15 protein-coding genes are annotated in these 18,740 nt (G+C 61.7%); 5 read left to right on the forward strand and 10 right to left on the reverse strand.

Going from position 1 to position 18,740, the window contains the following annotated elements; all coding sequences use genetic code 11:
• Positions 1 to 110 precede the first annotated feature (110 nt).
• Genes MVC20_RS03065 through MVC20_RS03090 form a run of 6 tightly spaced genes read right to left on the reverse strand, consistent with a single transcriptional unit; the run spans position 111 to position 4,960 of the window.
• The gene (locus MVC20_RS03065) at positions 111 to 236 is read right to left on the reverse strand and encodes a hypothetical protein (protein WP_297538333.1); all 126 of its coding nucleotides are present in this window, start codon (positions 234 to 236) and stop codon (positions 111 to 113) included.
• A complete protein-coding gene (locus MVC20_RS03070; RefSeq protein ID WP_363320681.1) occupies positions 208 to 1,884 on the reverse strand; it encodes a methyl-accepting chemotaxis protein in 1,677 nt (558 codons plus the stop codon). The genes MVC20_RS03065 and MVC20_RS03070 overlap by 29 nt, the downstream gene beginning before the upstream one ends.
• Positions 1,874 to 2,356 carry a chemotaxis protein CheW gene (locus MVC20_RS03075; protein ID WP_297538337.1) on the reverse strand — a complete coding sequence of 161 codons (483 nt, stop codon included), beginning with the start codon at positions 2,354 to 2,356 and terminating at the stop codon, positions 1,874 to 1,876. The genes MVC20_RS03070 and MVC20_RS03075 overlap by 11 nt, the downstream gene beginning before the upstream one ends.
• Positions 2,353 to 4,278: a chemotaxis protein CheA gene (locus MVC20_RS03080; RefSeq protein ID WP_297538339.1), complete on the reverse strand. Its 1,926-nt coding sequence runs from the start codon at positions 4,276 to 4,278 to the stop codon at positions 2,353 to 2,355. The genes MVC20_RS03075 and MVC20_RS03080 overlap by 4 nt, the downstream gene beginning before the upstream one ends.
• Entirely contained in the window at positions 4,278 to 4,640 is a 363-nt protein-coding gene (locus tag MVC20_RS03085; protein ID WP_297538341.1) for a response regulator, read from the reverse strand. The genes MVC20_RS03080 and MVC20_RS03085 overlap by 1 nt, the downstream gene beginning before the upstream one ends.
• Positions 4,637 to 4,960, reverse strand: coding sequence for an STAS domain-containing protein (locus MVC20_RS03090; RefSeq protein WP_297538343.1), 324 nt, complete (start codon positions 4,958 to 4,960; stop codon positions 4,637 to 4,639). The genes MVC20_RS03085 and MVC20_RS03090 overlap by 4 nt, the downstream gene beginning before the upstream one ends.
• Before the next feature lie 544 nt (positions 4,961 to 5,504).
• Here MVC20_RS03090 and MVC20_RS03095 point away from each other — a divergent pair.
• The gene (locus MVC20_RS03095) at positions 5,505 to 7,199 is read left to right on the forward strand and encodes a methyl-accepting chemotaxis protein (RefSeq protein ID WP_297538345.1); all 1,695 of its coding nucleotides are present in this window, start codon (positions 5,505 to 5,507) and stop codon (positions 7,197 to 7,199) included.
• Positions 7,200 to 7,248: 49 nt separating this feature from the next.
• Here MVC20_RS03095 and MVC20_RS03100 read toward each other — a convergent pair whose 3' ends face one another.
• Positions 7,249 to 8,487: a saccharopine dehydrogenase family protein gene (locus MVC20_RS03100; protein ID WP_297538346.1), complete on the reverse strand. Its 1,239-nt coding sequence runs from the start codon at positions 8,485 to 8,487 to the stop codon at positions 7,249 to 7,251.
• A gap of 72 nt (positions 8,488 to 8,559) precedes the next feature.
• Positions 8,560 to 9,654: a carboxynorspermidine decarboxylase gene (locus MVC20_RS03105; protein WP_297538348.1), complete on the reverse strand. Its 1,095-nt coding sequence runs from the start codon at positions 9,652 to 9,654 to the stop codon at positions 8,560 to 8,562.
• Between the two features lie 173 nt (positions 9,655 to 9,827).
• Between MVC20_RS03105 and lexA the strand changes: the two genes are divergently transcribed.
• Positions 9,828 to 10,529 carry a transcriptional repressor LexA gene (gene lexA / locus MVC20_RS03110; protein WP_297538488.1) on the forward strand — a complete coding sequence of 234 codons (702 nt, stop codon included), beginning with the start codon at positions 9,828 to 9,830 and terminating at the stop codon, positions 10,527 to 10,529.
• Here lexA and MVC20_RS03115 read toward each other — a convergent pair.
• The gene (locus MVC20_RS03115; RefSeq protein ID WP_297538350.1) at positions 10,523 to 12,565 is read right to left on the reverse strand and encodes a ComEC/Rec2 family competence protein; all 2,043 of its coding nucleotides are present in this window, start codon (positions 12,563 to 12,565) and stop codon (positions 10,523 to 10,525) included. The two genes, lexA and MVC20_RS03115, sit on opposite strands and share 7 nt — an antisense overlap.
• Positions 12,566 to 12,645: 80 nt before the next feature.
• Here MVC20_RS03115 and gltX point away from each other — a divergent pair, with 80 nt between their 5' ends.
• The 3 genes from gltX to MVC20_RS03130 all read left to right on the forward strand — a co-directional run bounded on the left by gltX (position 12,646) and on the right by MVC20_RS03130 (position 17,901).
• Positions 12,646 to 14,058 (forward strand): glutamate--tRNA ligase, encoded by a 1,413-nt coding sequence (gene gltX / locus MVC20_RS03120; protein ID WP_297538352.1) that lies wholly within the window; start codon positions 12,646 to 12,648, stop codon positions 14,056 to 14,058.
• Positions 14,059 to 14,134: 76 nt separating this feature from the next.
• Positions 14,135 to 15,430 (forward strand): citrate synthase, encoded by a 1,296-nt coding sequence (gene gltA, locus MVC20_RS03125; RefSeq protein ID WP_297538354.1) that lies wholly within the window; start codon positions 14,135 to 14,137, stop codon positions 15,428 to 15,430.
• 227 nt (positions 15,431 to 15,657) lie between these two features.
• Positions 15,658 to 17,901 carry a calcium-binding protein gene (locus MVC20_RS03130; RefSeq protein ID WP_297538356.1) on the forward strand — a complete coding sequence of 748 codons (2,244 nt, stop codon included), beginning with the start codon at positions 15,658 to 15,660 and terminating at the stop codon, positions 17,899 to 17,901.
• 5 nt (positions 17,902 to 17,906) lie between these two features.
• Here MVC20_RS03130 and MVC20_RS03135 read toward each other — a convergent pair whose 3' ends face one another.
• Positions 17,907 to 18,686, reverse strand: coding sequence for an enoyl-CoA hydratase-related protein (locus tag MVC20_RS03135; protein ID WP_297538358.1), 780 nt, complete (start codon positions 18,684 to 18,686; stop codon positions 17,907 to 17,909).
• Between the last annotated feature and the right edge of the window lie 54 nt (positions 18,687 to 18,740).

Raw genomic sequence — 18,740 nt, forward strand, 5'->3', positions numbered from 1 at the left:
AGCGTTGTATTCTTCCATGCCATCTCCTCCGGCTGCGGACCGAAGAAGAGTGCGGACCGCGATCACTCACCAGCGATTCTGACCCACGTGGACTGAAGCGCCAAGAATGGTCATGCCATCTGCTGCACCCGGTTCACGGGAACAGCAAAGAGCGAGCCGCTCGATTGAAAGGTGACGACTTGGGTATTCTCGGTCATGGGTCTATCCTCACGCTGCGTCACGCGATGCAAAGCCATGATCGAGATCGTCCTTGGTCGCACCGGAATTGAAAGAGAAGCCACCGGCGTTGCGTGTGGTCTTGAACAAAGAAGGTTTGGAGGCGCGGGCCGGGCTAGAATTGTCCTGCGTCTGCGCGACGGGGGCGTTGGCCAGGACGAAATAGGACACCGCGTCCTGCAACTGCTCGGACTGGCTCGAGAGTTCCTCGGCTGTGGCCGAGAGTTCTTCGGCCGCCGAAGTGTTCTCTTGCGTCACCTTGTCGAGTTGCTGGATGGCCAGATTGACCTGTGAGGCACCGCCAGCCAGTTCTTGCGAGGCTGTCGATATCTCAGTCACAAGGGCCGATGTGCGCTCGATGTCGGGCACGAGCCCCTGAAGCATGGCACCTGCGGTTTCCGCCGAACGCACGGTTGCGGCCGAGAGCGAAGAAATTTCCGCCGCCGCCGTCTGGCTGCGTTCGGCCAGTTTGCGCACCTCTGCCGCGACGACCGCGAAGCCGCGCCCGTGCTCGCCCGCGCGGGCGGCCTCGACCGCCGCGTTGAGGGCGAGAAGGTCGGTTTGACGCGCAATCTCTTGCACCACCATGATCCGGCTGGCGATATCCTGCATGGAGGTCACGGCCTCGGCCACGGCCTTGCCACTCTCACGGGCATCTTTGGCTGATTTGATGGCCATGCGCTCGGTTTCAGCGGCGTTCTCGGCGCTTTGCTTGATGTTTGCGGACATCTGTTCCATCGAGGACGACGCCTCTTCGGTGGACGACGCCTGCTCGGTGGCCCCTTGCGACAATTCCTCGGAGGTTGCGGCCATTTGCTGGCTGCCGGAGGCCACGTTGCGGACAGCCGAGGTGACATCCCCCACGACATCGCGCAGCTTGAGAACCATCGCATTGACCGCGTGCAAGAGATCACTGATCTCGTCATTGCCGCGAACATTCGCGGTCCGGGTCAGATCGCCCGAGGCAACCCGGGCAGAGATGGCGATGGCGGCCCTCAGCCCCTTGGAAATCGAGAAGGTCACCCATGCGGCAGCACCAAGACCGATCACAGCGGCGGCCGACATAATAAGAACCAGCACGTTGCGGGCACTTTCATACTGCAGATTGGCCTCGACGATCATGTTTTCCATCATCGTTTCGCTGGTCTCGATGATTTCATTCAGCTTGTCACGCATGGCTTGCGCGCTCTGTGCGCCTTCGGACTGGATATACCGATACGCCTCAGCCTGTCGGTTCATGTCCTTCATCGACATGGCTTTCGCATTGACCGTCAGAAGGTTCTGCTCAATGCGGTTGTATTCTTCCAGAAGCACCTGCCCTTCGGGGGTGGCAATCGACACGAGACGTTCAAAAGCGGCCTTCTTTTCGTCGAGCCCCGCTTTGATCTCTTTCTGGATTTCTCGTCTGGTCAGGGCGTTCTCGGAAAGAAGGTAACTCCGCGTATCCCGTTGGAACCGGGCCTGCGCCGCGATCAGTTTTTCCGACATGTGAACCCGCTCGGCCGCCTGGTTCGACAGGATGTCGAAGTTGCGATTTAAATCCGCCATATCCTTGAGCGCGAGGGCCATGGCCAATCCTGCCATACCAAGAACCAATAAGAAGGTTACCGCCAACTTTGCTTTAATCGTAAGCCTCATGGTTTCATGTTCCTTGATGTTAAAGAGCATTGGCCGTCGCAATATGCGCGGCAAAGATGTTGTTAAGATCGGGCAGAATGGTGATGCCCTCGGGGCCCTGTATGAGGCCCCGCACATAATCGGCGGGCCAGATCGTGCCGGTGGGCGGCAAGGGTTCGATGCGCCCACAGTCGATGGTTATCACCTCGCGCACCTCGTCGGCGGTGATGCCAACGGTGATCTGTTCGTTCTCGATGGGGATTTGCAGAACCAGAATGCGCGTGTCCTCATCGACGGGTCGCTTGGGAATACTGAAGATCACGCGCAGGTCAGCCAGCGGCACAACCCCGCCGCGCACATTGATGACGCCCTGCGCAAAGGCACCGCCATGGGGCACGCGGGTCACGGGGATGGGCGAGAGGATTTCCAGCACCGCGCTGGTTTCAATGGCGAACACCCGTTCGCCAAGGCGCAGGGCAACCACCGTGAGGGTCTTGCCCGATCCGTTGAGGTCTTTGGTCATGCTGCTTTCTCGATTTTTCTGAGGTCTGTCCGGGCCAGTTCGACAAGATTGCCGACTTCCAGCACGAGCGCGACCGAGCCGTCGCCAAGGATGGTGGCCCCCGAAATGGATTTGACGCCGGCGTGCAGGCGCGACATCTGTTTGACGACCGTCTGATTGGTGCCAAGGATACGATCCACCACCAGCCCGACGCGCATGCTGGAGGCGGAGACAACGATCACATTCTGAAGCGTGTTGCGTTCCTCGGCGCAGTCCAGAAGCGTTCTGAGCCGCAGGAACGGCACCAGAGAGTCGCGGATCTGCAGAAAGCTCGAGGCCGTATCGTCCGCCGTATCGCAGGCAGGCAGTTCCACGATTTCTTGCACTGCGGCCATCGGAATAATGTAATGATCGCCCCCCACATCTACGAGAAGGCCTTCGATGATCGACAGCGTGAGCGGCAGGCGCAGGGTGAAGGTTGTGCCGTGGCCCGGTTCGGAAGAGATCACGATCCGGCCTCTCAGGCCCTCGACCGTGCGCTTGACCACATCCATGCCAACCCCGCGCCCCGACAGCTCTGTGACTTTGGCAGCGGTGGAGAATCCCGGCTCGAGGATGAGCGCGAAAAGCTCGGCCTCGGACGGCGTGGCGTCTGGCGTCAGCAGCCCTTGGTCAATGGCGCGCGCGCGCAGTTTGTTGCGATCCAGACCGCGACCGTTATCCTTGACCGAGATCACCACCTCGGCCCCCAGATGTTCGGCGCTGAGCTCAATGGTGCCGCGGTCCGGCTTGCCCGCGGCGGCGCGCGCCTCATCGGTTTCTAGTCCATGGTCGATCGCGTTGCGGATGATATGCACCAGCGGATCGCCCAGCCGTTCGATCACGGTTTTATCGAGCTCGGTATCCGCGCCGGTGACGACAAAATCGACGGTTTTTCCCAAGCCTTCGGAGAGGTCATGCACAAGGCGGCGAAACCGTCCGATGATCGAGCTGATGGGAACCATGCGGATGCTCATGGTGGTGTCACGCATCCGGGCAGAGAGGCGTTGAATATCCTCTGCGGCAGCCATGATGGACGGGTCTTTGCTGCTGTTGGCCAAGGCGCTGAGGCGGGCCTCGGCGATGACCAACTCGCCCACCTGATCCATAAGTTCGTCAAGACGTTCCGCGGGCACGCGCATGGTCGCGCTTTGCGGGGTCGGCTGCGGTCCCGCACCCGGCGCGTCGGCCATAGGCAAGGGCGTGGCAGGCACCTCGGGCGCAGGGGCGGCGAGATTGACGAGGTTCAACTCCATATTGCCCTCGTGGAACATGAACACCGATCTGATGTCATCCTCACTGGCCGATGCGGGCAGATCCATGGACCATCCCAGAAGGCAGGACTGCGCTTCGATCCGGTCAAGGGGTGGGATACGGCTCAGGTCCGCCACAAGGTTGCTGGCCCCCAGCCCGCGCAACTCGTCCAGAAGCGCCTCGGGACGTGCCCCAAGCGCCAAGGCATCGGAGGCAAGCCGAAAGTCAAGGCGCCAACCGTCGTCGGAAACGGGTGCGCCGGCGGGCTGCGCCGCGTCCTGATCGGGGCTCACAGCCAGTTCGAGATCGGCCAGTATGGCCTGACGTACCGGGCTCATCGCGGCGTCGCCTGCGAGAAATCCCTTGATCTCGTCCGCCGCGCGCAATGCCACGCGAATGAGCGACGCGCTGACCTTGATCTGCCCGGAGCGAATTTTCTCGAACGCAGACTCGAACTTGTGGATGAAGGCCGCAAGTTCGGTGAATCCGAACATCGCACCGGACCCCTTGATCGTGTGCAGATCGCGAAAGGCCGCGTTGATCAGATCCATGTTGTTCGGGTCTGCCTGCAGCTTCAACAGACCCTGTTCGAGGCTCTCGAGGAGTTCGCTGGCCTCTTCGAGAAAGACCGCGGCAATGTCATTGTCCATCAGCCCAGAACCTTCTGAATGACGCCGAGGAGTTGCGCCTGTGAAAAGGGTTTGACCATCCAGCCAAGGGCACCGACAGAGCGCGCCTCTTGCTTGAGCGCATCCGCCGAATCCGTGGACAGAAAGATGATCGGGATACCCTGACTGCTGGGATGGGCGCGGAAGGCGCGGATAAAGCCCAGACCATCCAGATTGGGCATGTTCTGATCGGTCAGAACCGCGTCGATCTTGAGTGTGGTGGCCTTTTCCAGGGCATCGCGCCCGTCAACGGCCTCGATCACGTTATAGCCCGCCCCGCGCAGGGTCAGGCCAACCATTTGCCGGATGGACGGAGAATCGTCGACTGCGAGAACCGTTTTCATGCTGCCACCTTCCCGGTCTGGACACTGTTGAACCCGACAAGAACGCCATTCTCGACCACCGCCGACGGCAAGAGCGCGAGCCGGTCGATCGCGGTTTCCAGAACGCTTCCCGAGGGCATATCAATGGCAAGCTTGCGGCCCTTGCCCTGCGCGGTCTCAAACGCGGACACCAGCACCTGAATGGTGGCGGCATCAATGCTGACGAGTTTCTTGGTGCAAAGGCTGACATCGCCTGTGGTCAGGTCGGTGTTCAATTGCCGGGCAAGATCGTCTGCCGAGGCGATCTTCAAATCCCCGGTCAGAGACAGTTTCTTGGTCATGGGGTCTGTGGTCCGTACTTGGGGACAGATCTGAAAAGGGTCGCTCTATGGGCTTTTCAAAAATGTCGGCTTCAACAGGTGTCATCGCGTTCAACGGTTACGCCCTGGCATTGTTTACAAACGCCAAAGGCACGTTTGACCTTCGAAAGATCGCGCCTCTGCGCAAAAGTTGGCCGCGAAATCCATAGCGTTTCCCCCATGGCGGTTGCGGCCCCTGTGGCCGCAAATTCGGGGCGAAATCAGGAAATCTGCGTCATTCCCGGCGCTTTCGACGCTCTGACTACCCATGAGGATAGTTAACCCCCCGCGCCCACCTGCCGTTCAAAGCCTTGAGAAGCGCGTCATGCCTTCCCAGCCGAGGATGATCACCCGTGACCGACCGTACCAGAGCCGACCCAGGGCCAGGCCCCTGCCGAAATTCCACCGCCGAGTGATCGGAAAACCGCCGGTGTGTCGCCTGTTTGTCTGGTTTCCGCCTTCTCACACTTCTTGATTTTTTCGCGTCCACAGCAGTTTGCGGCGCGGCTCGACCAAAGGACCAACCATGAGACTGAGTATCAAAGCCAAACTAGCCGGAACCTTTATTTTTATCTTTGCCTTGTTCGGCGCCTCTGTCGTCATGGCGCTGCGCGACCTCAGAGCCGCTGACCAGGAGCTTCAGGACATCATGCGTCTGGAAGTGGCGGAACTTGGCGTGATCAACGAGATGTTCGAGGCAAAATTGCAGGTCTTGACCGGTGTCGCGGCCTTTCTGATCGGCCTGCCGGATGCACCGGCTGACCACCTGAGCAAGCTTGAGGCCGGCGTCATCGCCCAAGCCTCTATCGTCGATGACAAGATCATCGAACTGGGGGCCATGGCAAAAAACCCCAAGCTGGTGGCCGAGTTGAATGCATTTGAAGAGTTGCACAAACGCGCCTTTGCGATGAACACCCGCGTGATCGCGTTGGAGAAAGCGGGCAATGGCGATGCGGCCAATACGCTTTTTCACAAAGACCTGATGGACATGGGTGTCGACATTCGGGCCTCGCTTCAGAACATGCGCGAGACCATTGTCGGCAACCTCAGTGACCGCGCCGCAGAGGCGACCGTGGCCTATGAAACGGCAAAGTTCAATCTGGTGCTGATGCTGATCCTCTCCTTGCTTGTGGGTCTTGCCGCGGCGACCGTGATCACGCTCTCCATCGCGCGGCGCGTGGCACAGGCCGCAGAACTGGCGCACGGCATTTCCCAAGGCGACCTGCGTCACACGCTCGACGTGCGTGGCCGTGACGAGGTGTCGACCTTGCAGGCGTCGATCAACGACATGGTTCTGCGTCTGCGCGATATCGTGGCCGACGTGACCAATTCGGTGCGCAACGTGTCCTCTGGTGCGGCGCAACTGGCGGAAACCTCGGAAGAGTTGGCGCGCGGTGCCTCTGATCAGGCGGCGGCGACAGAAGAAGCCTCGTCCGCTGTCGAACAGATGACTGCGAATATCAAGCAGAGCGCCGAAAACTCACAGATCACCGAGGGTATCGCAACCAAATCCGCCGAGGATGCTCGCACGAGTGGGCGCGCCGTGGCCGATGCCGTAACCGCGATGCAGACGATTGCGGACCGCATCATGATCGTTCAGGAAATCGCGCGGCAAACCGATCTTCTGGCGCTGAATGCCGCCGTCGAGGCCGCACGCGCAGGCGAGCATGGGCGCGGCTTTGCCGTGGTCGCCGCCGAGGTGCGCAAACTGGCCGAACGCAGCCAGACCGCCGCCGCCGAAATTTCGTCTCTGTCCGCCACCACGGTTAGCACCGCCGTCGGGGCCGGAACGATGTTGGCGGAACTGGTGCCCAATATCGAACGCACCTCGGGTCTGGTGACGGAAATCAGCGATGCCTCGCGCGAGCTTTCGAGCGGCTCGTCGCAGATTGCCCTTTCCATCCAGCAGCTTGACCTTGTGACCCAGACCAACAACGCCGCCTCAGAGGAACTGTCCAGCAGCGCGACCGAGCTTGCCAGCCTCGCCGAAGAGCTGACCGTCGCCGTGGGCTTCTTCAAAGTTGCGGATCAACCGGCCGCGGAGCCTCGGCGCGAGATCCGCAGCACCGCGACAAGCTCGGTCATTCCGCTCAAGCGCGGCAAGGCACAGACCAAGGCGAAGGCCGCGAAACCCGTAAAATCACAGGGCGGCTTCGAATTTGATCTGAGCTCTTCGGGCGATGATCTCGACGCGCGCTTTGCCCATAAGGAAAGCGCCTGAGAAACGCCCCGGGGCAGGTTGCAAACCTGACCTGCCCCGGGGGTTCAGACTATTCGTTCCAGGCCTTGTCGACGCCGTTGACCTGAACCCGCGTCGGCAGGCCCAGACGATCCAGCACCGGGAAATAGGGCTTGGGATCAAGCTCTTCGACATTGCGCATCGCGCCCACATCCCAATCCCCCTGCGCGATCAGAAGGGCTGCGGCGACAGGCGGCACGCCAGCGGTATAGGAAATTCCCTGGCTGCCCACCTCTTCAAAGGCCTCTTTGTGATCGGCGACGTTGTAGACAAACACCTCGACCGGTGCGCCATCCTTGGTGCCTTTGACCAGATCTCCGATACAGGTCTTGCCGGTATAGTTCGGCGCCAGCGATGCCGGATCAGGCAGCACCGCCTTGACGACCTTGAGCGGCACCACTTCCAGCCCCTCGGCGGTCGTGACGGGATGCTCCGACAGAAGGCCGAGGTTCTTGAGCACCGTAAAGACATTGATGTAATGCTCGCCAAAGCCCATCCAGAACCGCACATCGGCATCCGGATAATTGGCCGCCAGCGAATGCACCTCGTCATGGCCCGAGAGATAGGCCCGGCAGGTGCCCACCACGGGCAGATCCCAGTCGCGACCCACCTCGAACATCTTGTTCTCTTGCCATGCCCCGTTCTGCCATGAATAAACCGTGCCGGTGAACTCGCGGAAGTTGATCTCGGGGTCGAAATTGGTCGCGAAGTAACGGCCGTGCGAGCCTGCGTTGATGTCGACGATGTCGATGGACGTCACCTTGTCCATGAATTCATCTGCCGCAAACCGGGCAAAGGCGTTGACCACGCCGGGATCAAATCCGATCCCGAGAATGGCGGTCACACCGTTTTGGGCGCAAAGATCGCGCTTCTTCCATTCGTAATTGCCATACCAGGGCGGCGTTTCGCAAATCTTGGCGGGGTCTTCGTGAATGGCGGTGTCGATATAGGCGGCGCCCGTCTCGATACAGGCGTCGAGAACCGACATGTTCACGAAGGGCGAGCCGACGTTGATGACAATCTGCGCGCCCGTCTCGCGGATGAGCGCGGCCACGGCGGCGCTGTCCATGGCATCAATCGCGTGGCTGGCAAAGGTGCCCGGCACCTTCATCGCCGATTTCTCGTGAACCGAGGCGATGATCGCGTCACATTTTGCCTGCGTGCGCGAAGCGATGTGAAGATCGCCCAGAATATCGTTGTTCTGGGCGCATTTATGGGCGACGACCTGCGCCACGCCTCCGGCACCGATGATGAGCACGTTACGTTTCACTTCTGCTGTCTCCTTTTCTTGCAGGACAGGGGAAGGAGGGCGATCAGCCCCGGGAAAGAGTGTGGGTGGTCCTCATGAGAGCGAGGCGGCATAGTCCTCGAAGGTAAAGCTGCGGATCAGATCGACCGTACCGTCAGAGCGTCGGATGGCAATAGCGGGCATGTTCACGCCATTGAACCAGTTTTTCTTGACCATCGTGTAACCGGCGGCATCGCCGATCGAAATACGGTCGCCGACAGCCAGCGGCGCAGCCAAGCGCGCCTCGCCGAAAATATCGCCCGCAAGGCAGGATTTGCCGCAGATCTGATAGGCATGCGCGCCGTCTTGCGGCAACTTGGCGCTTTCGCGGTAGATCAAGAGATCGAGCATATGCGCCTCGGTGCTGGAATCGACGATGGCCAATTGCTTGCCATTGTCGAGAATGTCGAGCACCGTAACCTCCAGCGTGGTCGTTCCGGTGATCGCCGCCTCTCCCGGCTCGAGATAGACCTGCACGCCAAAGCGTTCAGCAAAGCCCTTGAGCCGCGCGGCCAGGTCCTCGAGCGGATAGTCCTCTCCGGTGAAATGAATCCCACCCCCCAGCGAAACCCATTGCAGCCGCTCCAGCACCGGCGCGAACTCGGCTTCGATGCGGGCAAGCTGTTGGTCAAAGAGGCCGAAATCGCGGTTCTCGCAATTGTAGTGGATCATCACCCCGGAAATCTGGTCGATCACGCCAAGGATCTTGTCCACGTCCCATTCCCCCAGACGCGAATAGGGCCGCGCAGGATCGGCCAGATCGAAACTCGACGTTGAAAACCGCGGATTGAGGCGCAGGCCGCGTTCAATGCCCGCAGATTGGCTTTCGTAGCGCTGCAACTGGCCCACGGTGTTGAAAATGATCTTGTCGGCGTAGGACACCGCCTCGTCGATCTCGGCGTCCGACCATGCGACCGAATAGGCGTGGGTTTCCTTGCCGAACTTCTCGCGCCCCAGTCGCAATTCGAAAAGCGAAGATGAGGTGGTGCCATCCATGTAAGGCTGCATCGTTGGAAAGGACGACCATGTAGCAAAGCATTTCAGCGCCAAAAGCGCCTTGGCCCCCGACAGCGCGCGCAGCCGCTCGATCTTGCGCATGTTCTGCAAAAGGCGATCTTCGTCGATCAGGTAATAGGGTGTCGGAATCATCTGGCCCCCCTTTGCTGTCACAGGGTCATACGGTTGCGCAGCGCATACCCCCCCCGCCCCTGCGATGCAATGGCAGAGCGACCCTGCGACACGCATGAGAGGGTCACAGCGATTGACACAAAACGGGAACATGTGTAGAACAAAACCAAATGACCCGCGAGAGGATCCGGCCCATGCTGACCAAGAAACAACTCGATTTGCTGGAGTTCATCCAAAAGCGTGTGCAGCGGGACGGGGTGCCGCCCAGCTTTGACGAGATGAAAGAGGCGCTCGATCTGCGGTCGAAATCTGGGATCCACCGGCTGATCACGGCGTTGGAAGAACGCGGCTTTATCCGGCGGCTTGCGCATCGCGCGCGCGCGCTGGAAATCGTGCGCCTGCCCGAGAGCCTGGGCGGCGAGGCGCGCCACAGCTTTACCCCCCGCGTGATCGAAGGCGACCGCCCCGAGGCCCCCCGCCCTGCCAATGCCCAACCGGTCGAGGTGGCGCATGCCTTCGAGGTGCCGCTTATGGGCCGTATCGCCGCCGGTGTGCCGATCGAGGCGATTGCCCATGTGCAGCACAATGTCTCGGTGCCCAGCGGCATGATCCGGGGCACGTCCAATCACTATGCGCTGGAGGTGCGCGGCGACTCGATGATCGAGGCGGGGATCAACGATGGCGATGTGGTGATCATCCGCGAGACATCGGTTGCGGATAATGGCGATATTGTCGTGGCCCTGATCGAGGATCAGGAGGCGACGCTCAAACGCTTTTACCGCCGGGGCAATGCCATCGCGCTTGAGGCGGCTAATCCCGCCTATGAAACGCGGCTTTTGCCTGAGGATCAGGTAAGGGTTCAGGGACGGTTGGTTGGTCTGATCCGCAGCTACTGAGAATTCCAGAGCCGCGCGCCGCTCCGGTCGCGCGCGCTCACAAGGCGCAAACCCGGCCCATCCGCATATAGCGCCAGAGATCCTGTCGCCCGGAGCGTATCGGGTGTGACGATCTGGCAATCATGGATTTCGGTCGGCGCACTCTGCGGACGCGGCTCTGGTGTCGCGCTCATGAGGATCAGCTTGGCCCCCGCGCACGGGACTGGCGTGGCGGCTGCGCCCCTGCCCGCCAGGATCCGAACACCGTGGGCCAAGGCAAGGTCCTCGGACCATCGCGCAAAAGCCACCTCGCGCGTTGCTGCATCGCCATCGTTCTCCAACCAGTTCTGAGCCACGAAGCCACCGCCAGACACCTTGTTGAGCGCGCGTCCTGTCTCGGTCATGATCCCGATCAGGCCGGACGTGTCGGAGACGATCATCACCGGCCGCTCTGCCGCGCCCCAGAGAAACACGCCGGCCAGCACCGGCAAAACCCCGATCATCCGCGTCCGCCCCTGCCAAAGCACGATGAAGAGCGCCCCAAGCGCCAGAAGCGGCAGCACATGGGGACCGGGGGCCATCACGGGCACGCGCGCGCCGTCCAGTGCGGCCACCCATTCCGCCACGCCAAGTATCCAGCGCAAGCCAAGCTCCATCACACGCAACGCGATCCAGTCGAGTCCAAGCGGCAACAAAAGCGTGGCCAGAACCGCCGCAGGCATCACCAGCACACCCATCAGTGGCACGCTCACCAGATTGGCCAAGAGGCCGAATTGCGCGTATTGGTTGAAATGCGCCGCAGCGACCGGCGCTGTCGCGGCCCCTGCCACGGCGGACGAAATCACCACGGCCAACACCGGGCGCAGCCAGCGGGGACCAAGAGCCCACCCCGCATCGCGCAGCCAGCCAAACACCGCAACCAACCCCACCGTTGCCGCAAAAGACATTTGAAAGCCCGGACCCAGCAACGCCTCGGGCTGAAGGGCCAGCACGATCATCGCGGCCACCGCAACCGCCCGCAGGCTGAACGCGCGCCGCTCCAGCATCACCGCGCCCAGCATCACCGCAACCATGACAAAGGCGCGCTCAGTCGCGACATTCCCCCCCGAGAGCCCCAAATACCCGGCCCCGGCCAAGAGCGCGAGAAAGGCCGAAAGCTTCTTGGTCGGCAGGCGCAGCCCCAGGCGCGGCACGGCGGCAAAGCCCAAACGGAAGGCGGCAAAGACAAACCCGGCCAATAGCCCCATGTGCAGCCCTGAAATGGCCAAGAGATGTGCAAGGTTGGAAATGCGCATTGCTTCCAGTGTCGATAGGCTGAGCCCCGCACGGTCGCCGGTCATGATCGCGGCGGCAAAGGCACCGGTTTGCCCCGGCAGGCGGCTCTGCACATGCTGCGACAGAGCCATGCGCGCCCGAAAGAGCGCTTGCCCCCCCTTCTCCGCTTCCAGCCGCAGAACCGGCGTGCGGGTATAGCCCACCGCGCCAAGCCTCAGAAACCACGCGTGACGCTGGAAATCAAAGCCCTCCGGTTCGACCGGACCACCCGCCGGGCCCAGATGCGCCGTCAGGATCACGCGCTCCCCGGCCCGGGGTGTGAAATGGCCCTGATCGCCATGAAGCGAGACACGCACCCGGTGGGGCGTGCGCGCGGGATCGGTGCGCTTCAGCACCACGCGGTCGAGCGTCAGGCGCAGCACGTCCGAAGCCGAGCGGTCGATCCCCACGATCCGCCCCTCCACCGGGCCGTAGTAGCGCCAGCCCAGAACCGGCCCCGCCACCAGATGCGCGCGCAGTCCCGCAAGGGCAAAGCCCGCCAGCATCACCGCCAGCGCCCAGAGCAACGGCCCCGACCATTCCCGCCCGCGTGCAGCCAACCACGCCAACCCAAGCGCACCGCCGCCACAGCCCCACAGGGCCGCAACCGAGGGTTCGCGCAACAGGGCGAAATAGGCCCCCACGCCACAGGCCATGCCAACCGGCACCCACGGGAAAAGCGCGCCGCGCTGCGCCAGCCAGACCGCCTCAATCCGGGGCCAGAACGGGTGCCAGTTGCCCAAGGCTTGTTTCCCCCATGACGGGCCGATAGACAGGCGACAACGCTAGCCGCATCATCGTTACCGAAAGGTTAATCCACCCCATGTCGCAACAGGTCGTGACCCGCTTTGCCCCCTCGCCCACCGGCTATCTGCATATCGGAGGGGCGCGCACGGCGCTGTTCAACTGGCTCTTTGCCCGTGGGCGCGGCGGCAAGTTCCTTCTGCGGATCGAGGATACCGACCGGGCGCGCTCGACCCCCGAAGCGACCCAGGCGATTCTGGATGGGCTGGCCTGGCTTGGCCTGGACCACGATGGCGAGGCGATCAGCCAGTTCGAGCGTGCCGAGCGCCACGCCGAGGTGGCACGCAAATTGCTGGCCGATGGCATGGCCTACAAATGCTTTGCCACGCAGGACGAGATCGAAACCTTCCGCGAGGCCGCGCGCGCCGAAGGCCGCTCGACCCTTTTCCAAAGCCCCTGGCGCGACGCGACGCCCGATCAACACCCCGAGGGTGTGCCCTATGTCATCCGAATCAAGGCACCCCGCGACGGTGTGACCGTGATCCGTGACGAGGTGCAGGGCGATGTCACCATCCGCAACGATCAGCTTGACGATATGGTCCTGCTGCGCGGCGACGGCACACCGGTCTATATGCTGGCGGTGGCGGTCGACGATCACGACATGGGTGTGACCCATGTGATCCGGGGCGACGATCACCTCAACAACGCCGCGCGCCAGATGATGATCTATCAGGCGATGGGATGGCCCCTGCCGGTTTATGCCCATATTCCGCTCATTCACGGCCCCGATGGCAAGAAACTGAGCAAGCGCCATGGCGCGCTTGGCGTCGAGGAATATCAGAAAATGGGCTATCCGGCGGCGGGGATACGCAACTATCTGGCGCGCCTCGGCTGGAGCCATGGCGATGCCGAATTCTTCGACGATGCGCAGGCGCAGGCCTGGTTTGACCTCAAGGGAATCGGCAAATCCCCGGCGCGTCTGGACTTCAAGAAACTCGAGAATCTCTGCGGTCAGCATATCGCCGCGGCCGACGATGCTGCGCTGCTGCATGAATTGCAGGGGTTTCTGGCCGCAACCGGGCAGCCAGCCTTGGATGACGCGAAATTGACGCTCTTTGCGCGCGGCATGTACTGTCTCAAGGAACGGGCCAAGACCTTTCCGGAACTCCTTGATAAAGCGGCATTTATCCTTGCGACGCGGCCAATCGAGATCGAAGAGAAGGCCGCGGGGCATCTCGATACAGTATCCCGTGGTATACTGAAAGAATTGACGCCGCAGTTGCAAACTGCTACGTGGACGCGTGAGGATATCGAGGCTCTGGCGACCCAATTCGCCGAAGACCATGGAACGAAATTCGGCAAGCTGGCAGGGCCCCTCCGGGCAGCATTGGCGGGCCGCAGTGCGACACCCAGTGTGTTCGACATGATGCTGGTCCTAGGGCGGGACGAAACCATCGCCCGGTTGACCGACGCGGCCTGTGGGGGGGATTGATCCCTTGGCATGGCACTACGTTTATTCAGCTCGATGCGCGCATGGCGCAAGCGGGCGCTGAGAGGGAGGACCCCTGATGTCGGAAGTCAAAAGAGTGGCAAAGCTGGAAATCGACGGCAAGACCTATGAATTGCCGATGCACTCGCCCACGGCGGGCCCGGATGTGATCGACATCCGCAAGCTCTATGCCGACGCGGGTGTTTTCACCTACGATCCCGGCTATACGTCAACGGCAAGCTGTGACAGCACCATCACCTTTATCGACGGTGACAAGGGTGAGTTGCTGCATCGCGGCTATCCGATCGACCAGTTGGCCGAGAAATCGCACTATCTCGAAGTGTGCTACCTGCTGCTCTACGGCGAGTTGCCCAGCCCCGCGCAGCTCGAAGATTTCGAGAGCCGTGTGACCAATCACACCATGATCCACGAACAGATGCATTTCCTCTTCCGTGGCTTCCGCCGGGATGCGCATCCGATGGCGATCATGGTGGGCGTCGTGGGCGCGCTCAGCGCGTTCTATCACGACAGCACCGACATTGCCGATCCCTGGCAGCGCGAAGTCGCCTCGATCCGCCTTATCGCCAAGATGCCGACCATTGCGGCGATGGCGTTCAAATACACCATCGGCCAGCCGTTCGAATATCCGCGCAATGACCTCGACTATGCGTCGAACTTCCTGCGCATGTGCTTTGCCGTGCCCGCCGAGAATTACGTCGTCAACCCGATCCTCAGCCGGGCGATGGACCGTATTTTCACGCTTCATGCCGATCACGAGCAGAATGCCTCGACCTCGACCGTGCGTCTGGCCTCGTCATCTGGTGCCAATCCGTTTGCCTGCGTCGCGGCGGGCATCGCCTGTCTCTGGGGTCCGGCCCATGGTGGCGCCAATCAGGCCTGCCTCGAGATGTTGCAGGAAATCGGCACGCCGGATCGTATCCCTGAATTCATCGCGCGCGCCAAGGACAAGGACGATCCCTTCCGTCTGATGGGCTTTGGCCACCGGGTCTACAAGAATTTCGATCCGCGCGCCAAGGTGATGAAGCAATCCGCCGATGAGGTTCTGGAACTGCTGGGCGTCGAGAACAACCCGACGCTTCAGGTCGCCAAGGAGCTGGAGCGCCAGGCGCTGGCCGATCCCTATTTCGCGGAGAAGAAGCTGTTCCCGAATGTCGATTTCTACTCGGGTATCATCCTCGAGGCGATGGGCTTTCCGACCTCGATGTTCACGCCGATTTTCGCGGTCAGCCGCACCATCGGCTGGATTTCCCAGTGGAAGGAAATGATCGCCGATCCGCAGCTCAAGATCGGCCGTCCACGCCAGCTCTACAAAGGGGCGACGCTGCGCGATTACGTGGACATCGAGAAGCGCTAAGCTCGCAAGCACATGGAACCCGACCCCGGCTTGAAAGGCCGGGGTTTTTCTTTGGAACGCCTTTCACAACAATCAACATGCGCGACCCGGCATTGTTTCCAGCGCTGGCGGCAACCCGATTGGGATCGCGTTTATGATTGATTTTCAACATATTTGAAACGTAATTGGGTGTGAAAGTGCATGCGCGGATGCGAGTTTTTTTGATTGGTCTGGGGGGACTGTGATTTATGGGTGGTTTGCTTTTACTCGGCCTTTTGGCCAGTGTGGGTCTGACGGCATTCGTGATCGACACATTGGATGACGACAACGATGATGATAGCATTGCCGGGACAGCCGGTGATGACTCCGTTGATGGAACGTCAAGCGCGGACGATATCTTGGCACGTGGTGGTGACGATATCGTGTCGGCGCAAGGGGGGGATGACCTTGTTCAAGGTGGCTCCGGAATTGATCTCATTCTTGGCGGCAATGGTGACGATACGCTCCAGGGTGACGGCGGCGATGATGTCCTGATAGGCGGCAACGGGGACGACGTTCTTGAAGGCGGCGTTGGCGATGATGTGCTTGTCGGGATCGACCGCGGCCTGAACGGCCAGACCACCGGCGAATTGGGCGATTTGCTGCAAAGCGGTCTGATCAGTGATGCCTCGCTTCCTGACGACGGCGAGGATGGACACGGGTCCGATACCCTGCTTGGCGGCGACGGCGAGGATGCGCTCTTTCTCGGTGGCGGCGATGTTGGCACCGGCGGCGCAGCAGAAGACAGCTTCATCATCGGCGACTGGATCGAAGCTGGAAGCGTGGCCACAATCACCGACTATGACCCTGCCGCCGATTTTCTGGAATACAGCTATGTGGGCACAGGAACCGCGCCCCAAGTCAGTGTGACACCGGATGAGGACGGCAACGCCTTGCTGAGTATCGACGGCGAGGTGGTTGCGCTTGTCGTGGGTGCAGGCTCGACTTTGACCGCGTCAGCAGTGACGCTCATAGAGAGAGCGGGCGATGACACGGCTGATACCGGGCTTAACATCATAACCGGCACAAGCGCGGACGATCTCATCGACGGGCGGGCCGTTGGCGATGAAATATCTGGCCAGCAAGGCAATGATGTGATCGCCGCCGCAGGAGGGCGAGACGTTGTATTCGCCGGGGATGGAAACGATACCGTCTTCGGTGGCGATGCCGCAGACATCCTCTGGGGCGGTGTTGGCAATGACGTGGTCATCGGCGGTGCTGGCGGCGATTCCCTCCAGGGCAATGCCGGTGATGACCTTGTCCTCGGGCTCGACATTCCGCTTGGGTCCGGCAGCGCCACAGACATCGCAGCGCTCAACCTCGATCCTGCATCACCTGCAGCGATCCTTGAAGGTCTGGCAAGAACCCCGGCTGACGAGCTCAGCGGCGATGACACCCTCTTGGGCGGCAGCGGCAACGATGTGCTGGTGATTGGCGGCGGCGATAGCGCGAGCGGCGGATTTGGGGATGACAGCTTCTGGCTTGGGGATTGGATCGGCGGTGTGAACACGGCCACGATCACGGATTATGAGCCTGCTGCGGATCAGATCGTCTATTACCACAGCCCCCTAGCTGTTGGGCAAACGCCACCTGTGATCACCCTATCCACCAACGCGGCCGGAGACGCGATCATTCTTGCAGATGGCGTGGCCGTGGCCGAGGTCGCGCGTGCGGGCAGCACCCTAACAGTCGCCGAGATTGTGCTGGTGGAACGCCCGACCACGCTCAACGTCATCACTGGCAGCGAAGAGAATGACCTGATCAGCGGCCGTTCGATTGGGGACGAGATCAACGCGCTCGGCGGGAACGACGTTGTTGCTGCGCGCAGCGGCCCCGACCAGGTCTTTGGCGGGGGTGGCAGTGACGTCATTGACGGGGGCGCAGGGGTTGACGGATTGCGCGGAGACGGCGGCAATGACGTGCTGATCGGTGGTGCCCAGAATGATACGCTGATGGGAAGTTCAGGCAATGACCTGCTCCTAGGTATCGATATCGACCTTGGATCTGGCAGCGCGGCAGATATCGCAGCCCTTGCGCTCGATCCGACAGCCCCAAGCGCCCTGCTCGACGACTTTGCGCGCAGCCCTGCCGAAGAGACAAGCGGCGACGACATCCTGTCGGGCGGCAGCGACAACGACGTGCTCATCCTCGGCGGGGACGATACCGCAACGGGCGGCGTCGGCGAAGATCAGTTCTGGCTGGGAGAATGGGGACGCGGTGCCGATGTTGCCACGATCACCGATTTCAACCGGGCCGACGATCAGATCGCCTATGTCTACACGGCCGCCACGGCCGATGCGCCACCGCCGGTTATCACCCTCGCGACCAGCGCCACCGGGGATGTCACCGTGCTCGCGGATGGGATCGCCGTGGCCCGAGTGCTGGGCGCAGGCACAACGCTGACCGCCGCCGATGTCGCGCTGATCGCGCGCGCACCAGCCGCCGCCGCATAACAGGGTCAGCGCCCCTCGAAACTCGGGGGGCGTTTTTCCAGAAAGGCCACCACGCCCTCCTTGAAATCGCGGCTTTGTCCGCAGGCCCCCTGCAATTTGGCCTCCAGGTCCAGTTGCGCCTCAAGCGTGTTGTCCCATGTGCCACGGATCGCCTGTTTGATCGCCCCATAGGTTTGCGTGGGCCCCGTGGCCAGCTTTGCCGCCCGCGCGCGCCAATGGGCATCGAACGCGTCATCGGCCACCGCCTCCCAGATCATGCCCCAATCACTCGCCTGCCGGGCGGAAATCGGTTCAGCAAAAAGTGCCGCCCCCATCGCCTTGGCCATGCCCATCTGACGCGGCAGCGCATAGGTGCCGCCCGCATCGGGAATAAGGCCAATGCGGGCAAAGGCCTGGAGGAAATAGGCGCTCTCCGCCGCGATCACCACATCCGCCGATAGCGCCAGGTTGGCCCCTGCCCCCGCCGCGGGCCCGTTGACGGCGCTGATGGTGGGCACCGGACAATCGGTGATGGCACGCAGCATCGGCACATATTCCTCGCGCAGCACCCGTTCGAGATCAAGCGTCGTCGCATTGCCCCCGTCGCTCAGATCCTGACCGGAGCAGAACGCCTTGCCCCTGCCCGTCAGAACCACGACCCGCGCCACGCGCCCCGCATGACCCATCGCATCGGTGATCTCGGCGCGCATCTGGGTGTTGAGCGCGTTCATCTTGTCCGCGCGGTTAAGGCTCAGGAGTGCAACGCCCTCGCTGATCTCCAATGTGATGGTTTGATAGTCTTTCACGGATTCGGGCCTTTCGGTCTGGTTTCCGGCATCAAACCCCAGACCTCCCGCCGC

The sequence above is a fragment of the Roseovarius sp. genome, assembly GCF_027019125.1.
In the GTDB taxonomy this organism is placed as follows: Bacteria; Pseudomonadota; Alphaproteobacteria; order Rhodobacterales; family Rhodobacteraceae; genus Roseovarius.

What these genes read in the sequence shown, in the direction of transcription:
- MVC20_RS03065 (WP_297538333.1), bottom strand. Translation starts at nt 236, where the DNA reads ATGGCTTTGCATCGCGTGACGCAGCGTGAGGATAGACCCATGACCGAG.
- MVC20_RS03070 (WP_363320681.1), bottom strand. Translation starts at nt 1,884, where the DNA reads ATGCTCTTTAACATCAAGGAACATGAAACCATGAGGCTTACGATTAAA.
- MVC20_RS03075 (WP_297538337.1), bottom strand. Translation starts at nt 2,356, where the DNA reads ATGACCAAAGACCTCAACGGATCGGGCAAGACCCTCACGGTGGTTGCC.
- MVC20_RS03080 (WP_297538339.1), bottom strand. Translation starts at nt 4,278, where the DNA reads ATGGACAATGACATTGCCGCGGTCTTTCTCGAAGAGGCCAGCGAACTC.
- MVC20_RS03085 (WP_297538341.1), bottom strand. Translation starts at nt 4,640, where the DNA reads ATGAAAACGGTTCTCGCAGTCGACGATTCTCCGTCCATCCGGCAAATG.
- MVC20_RS03090 (WP_297538343.1), bottom strand. Translation starts at nt 4,960, where the DNA reads ATGACCAAGAAACTGTCTCTGACCGGGGATTTGAAGATCGCCTCGGCA.
- MVC20_RS03095 (WP_297538345.1), top strand. Translation starts at nt 5,505, where the DNA reads ATGAGACTGAGTATCAAAGCCAAACTAGCCGGAACCTTTATTTTTATC.
- MVC20_RS03105 (WP_297538348.1), bottom strand. Translation starts at nt 9,654, where the DNA reads ATGATTCCGACACCCTATTACCTGATCGACGAAGATCGCCTTTTGCAG.
- lexA (WP_297538488.1), top strand. Translation starts at nt 9,828, where the DNA reads ATGCTGACCAAGAAACAACTCGATTTGCTGGAGTTCATCCAAAAGCGT.
- gltX (WP_297538352.1), top strand. Translation starts at nt 12,646, where the DNA reads ATGTCGCAACAGGTCGTGACCCGCTTTGCCCCCTCGCCCACCGGCTAT.
- gltA (WP_297538354.1), top strand. Translation starts at nt 14,135, where the DNA reads ATGTCGGAAGTCAAAAGAGTGGCAAAGCTGGAAATCGACGGCAAGACC.
- MVC20_RS03130 (WP_297538356.1), top strand. Translation starts at nt 15,658, where the DNA reads ATGGGTGGTTTGCTTTTACTCGGCCTTTTGGCCAGTGTGGGTCTGACG.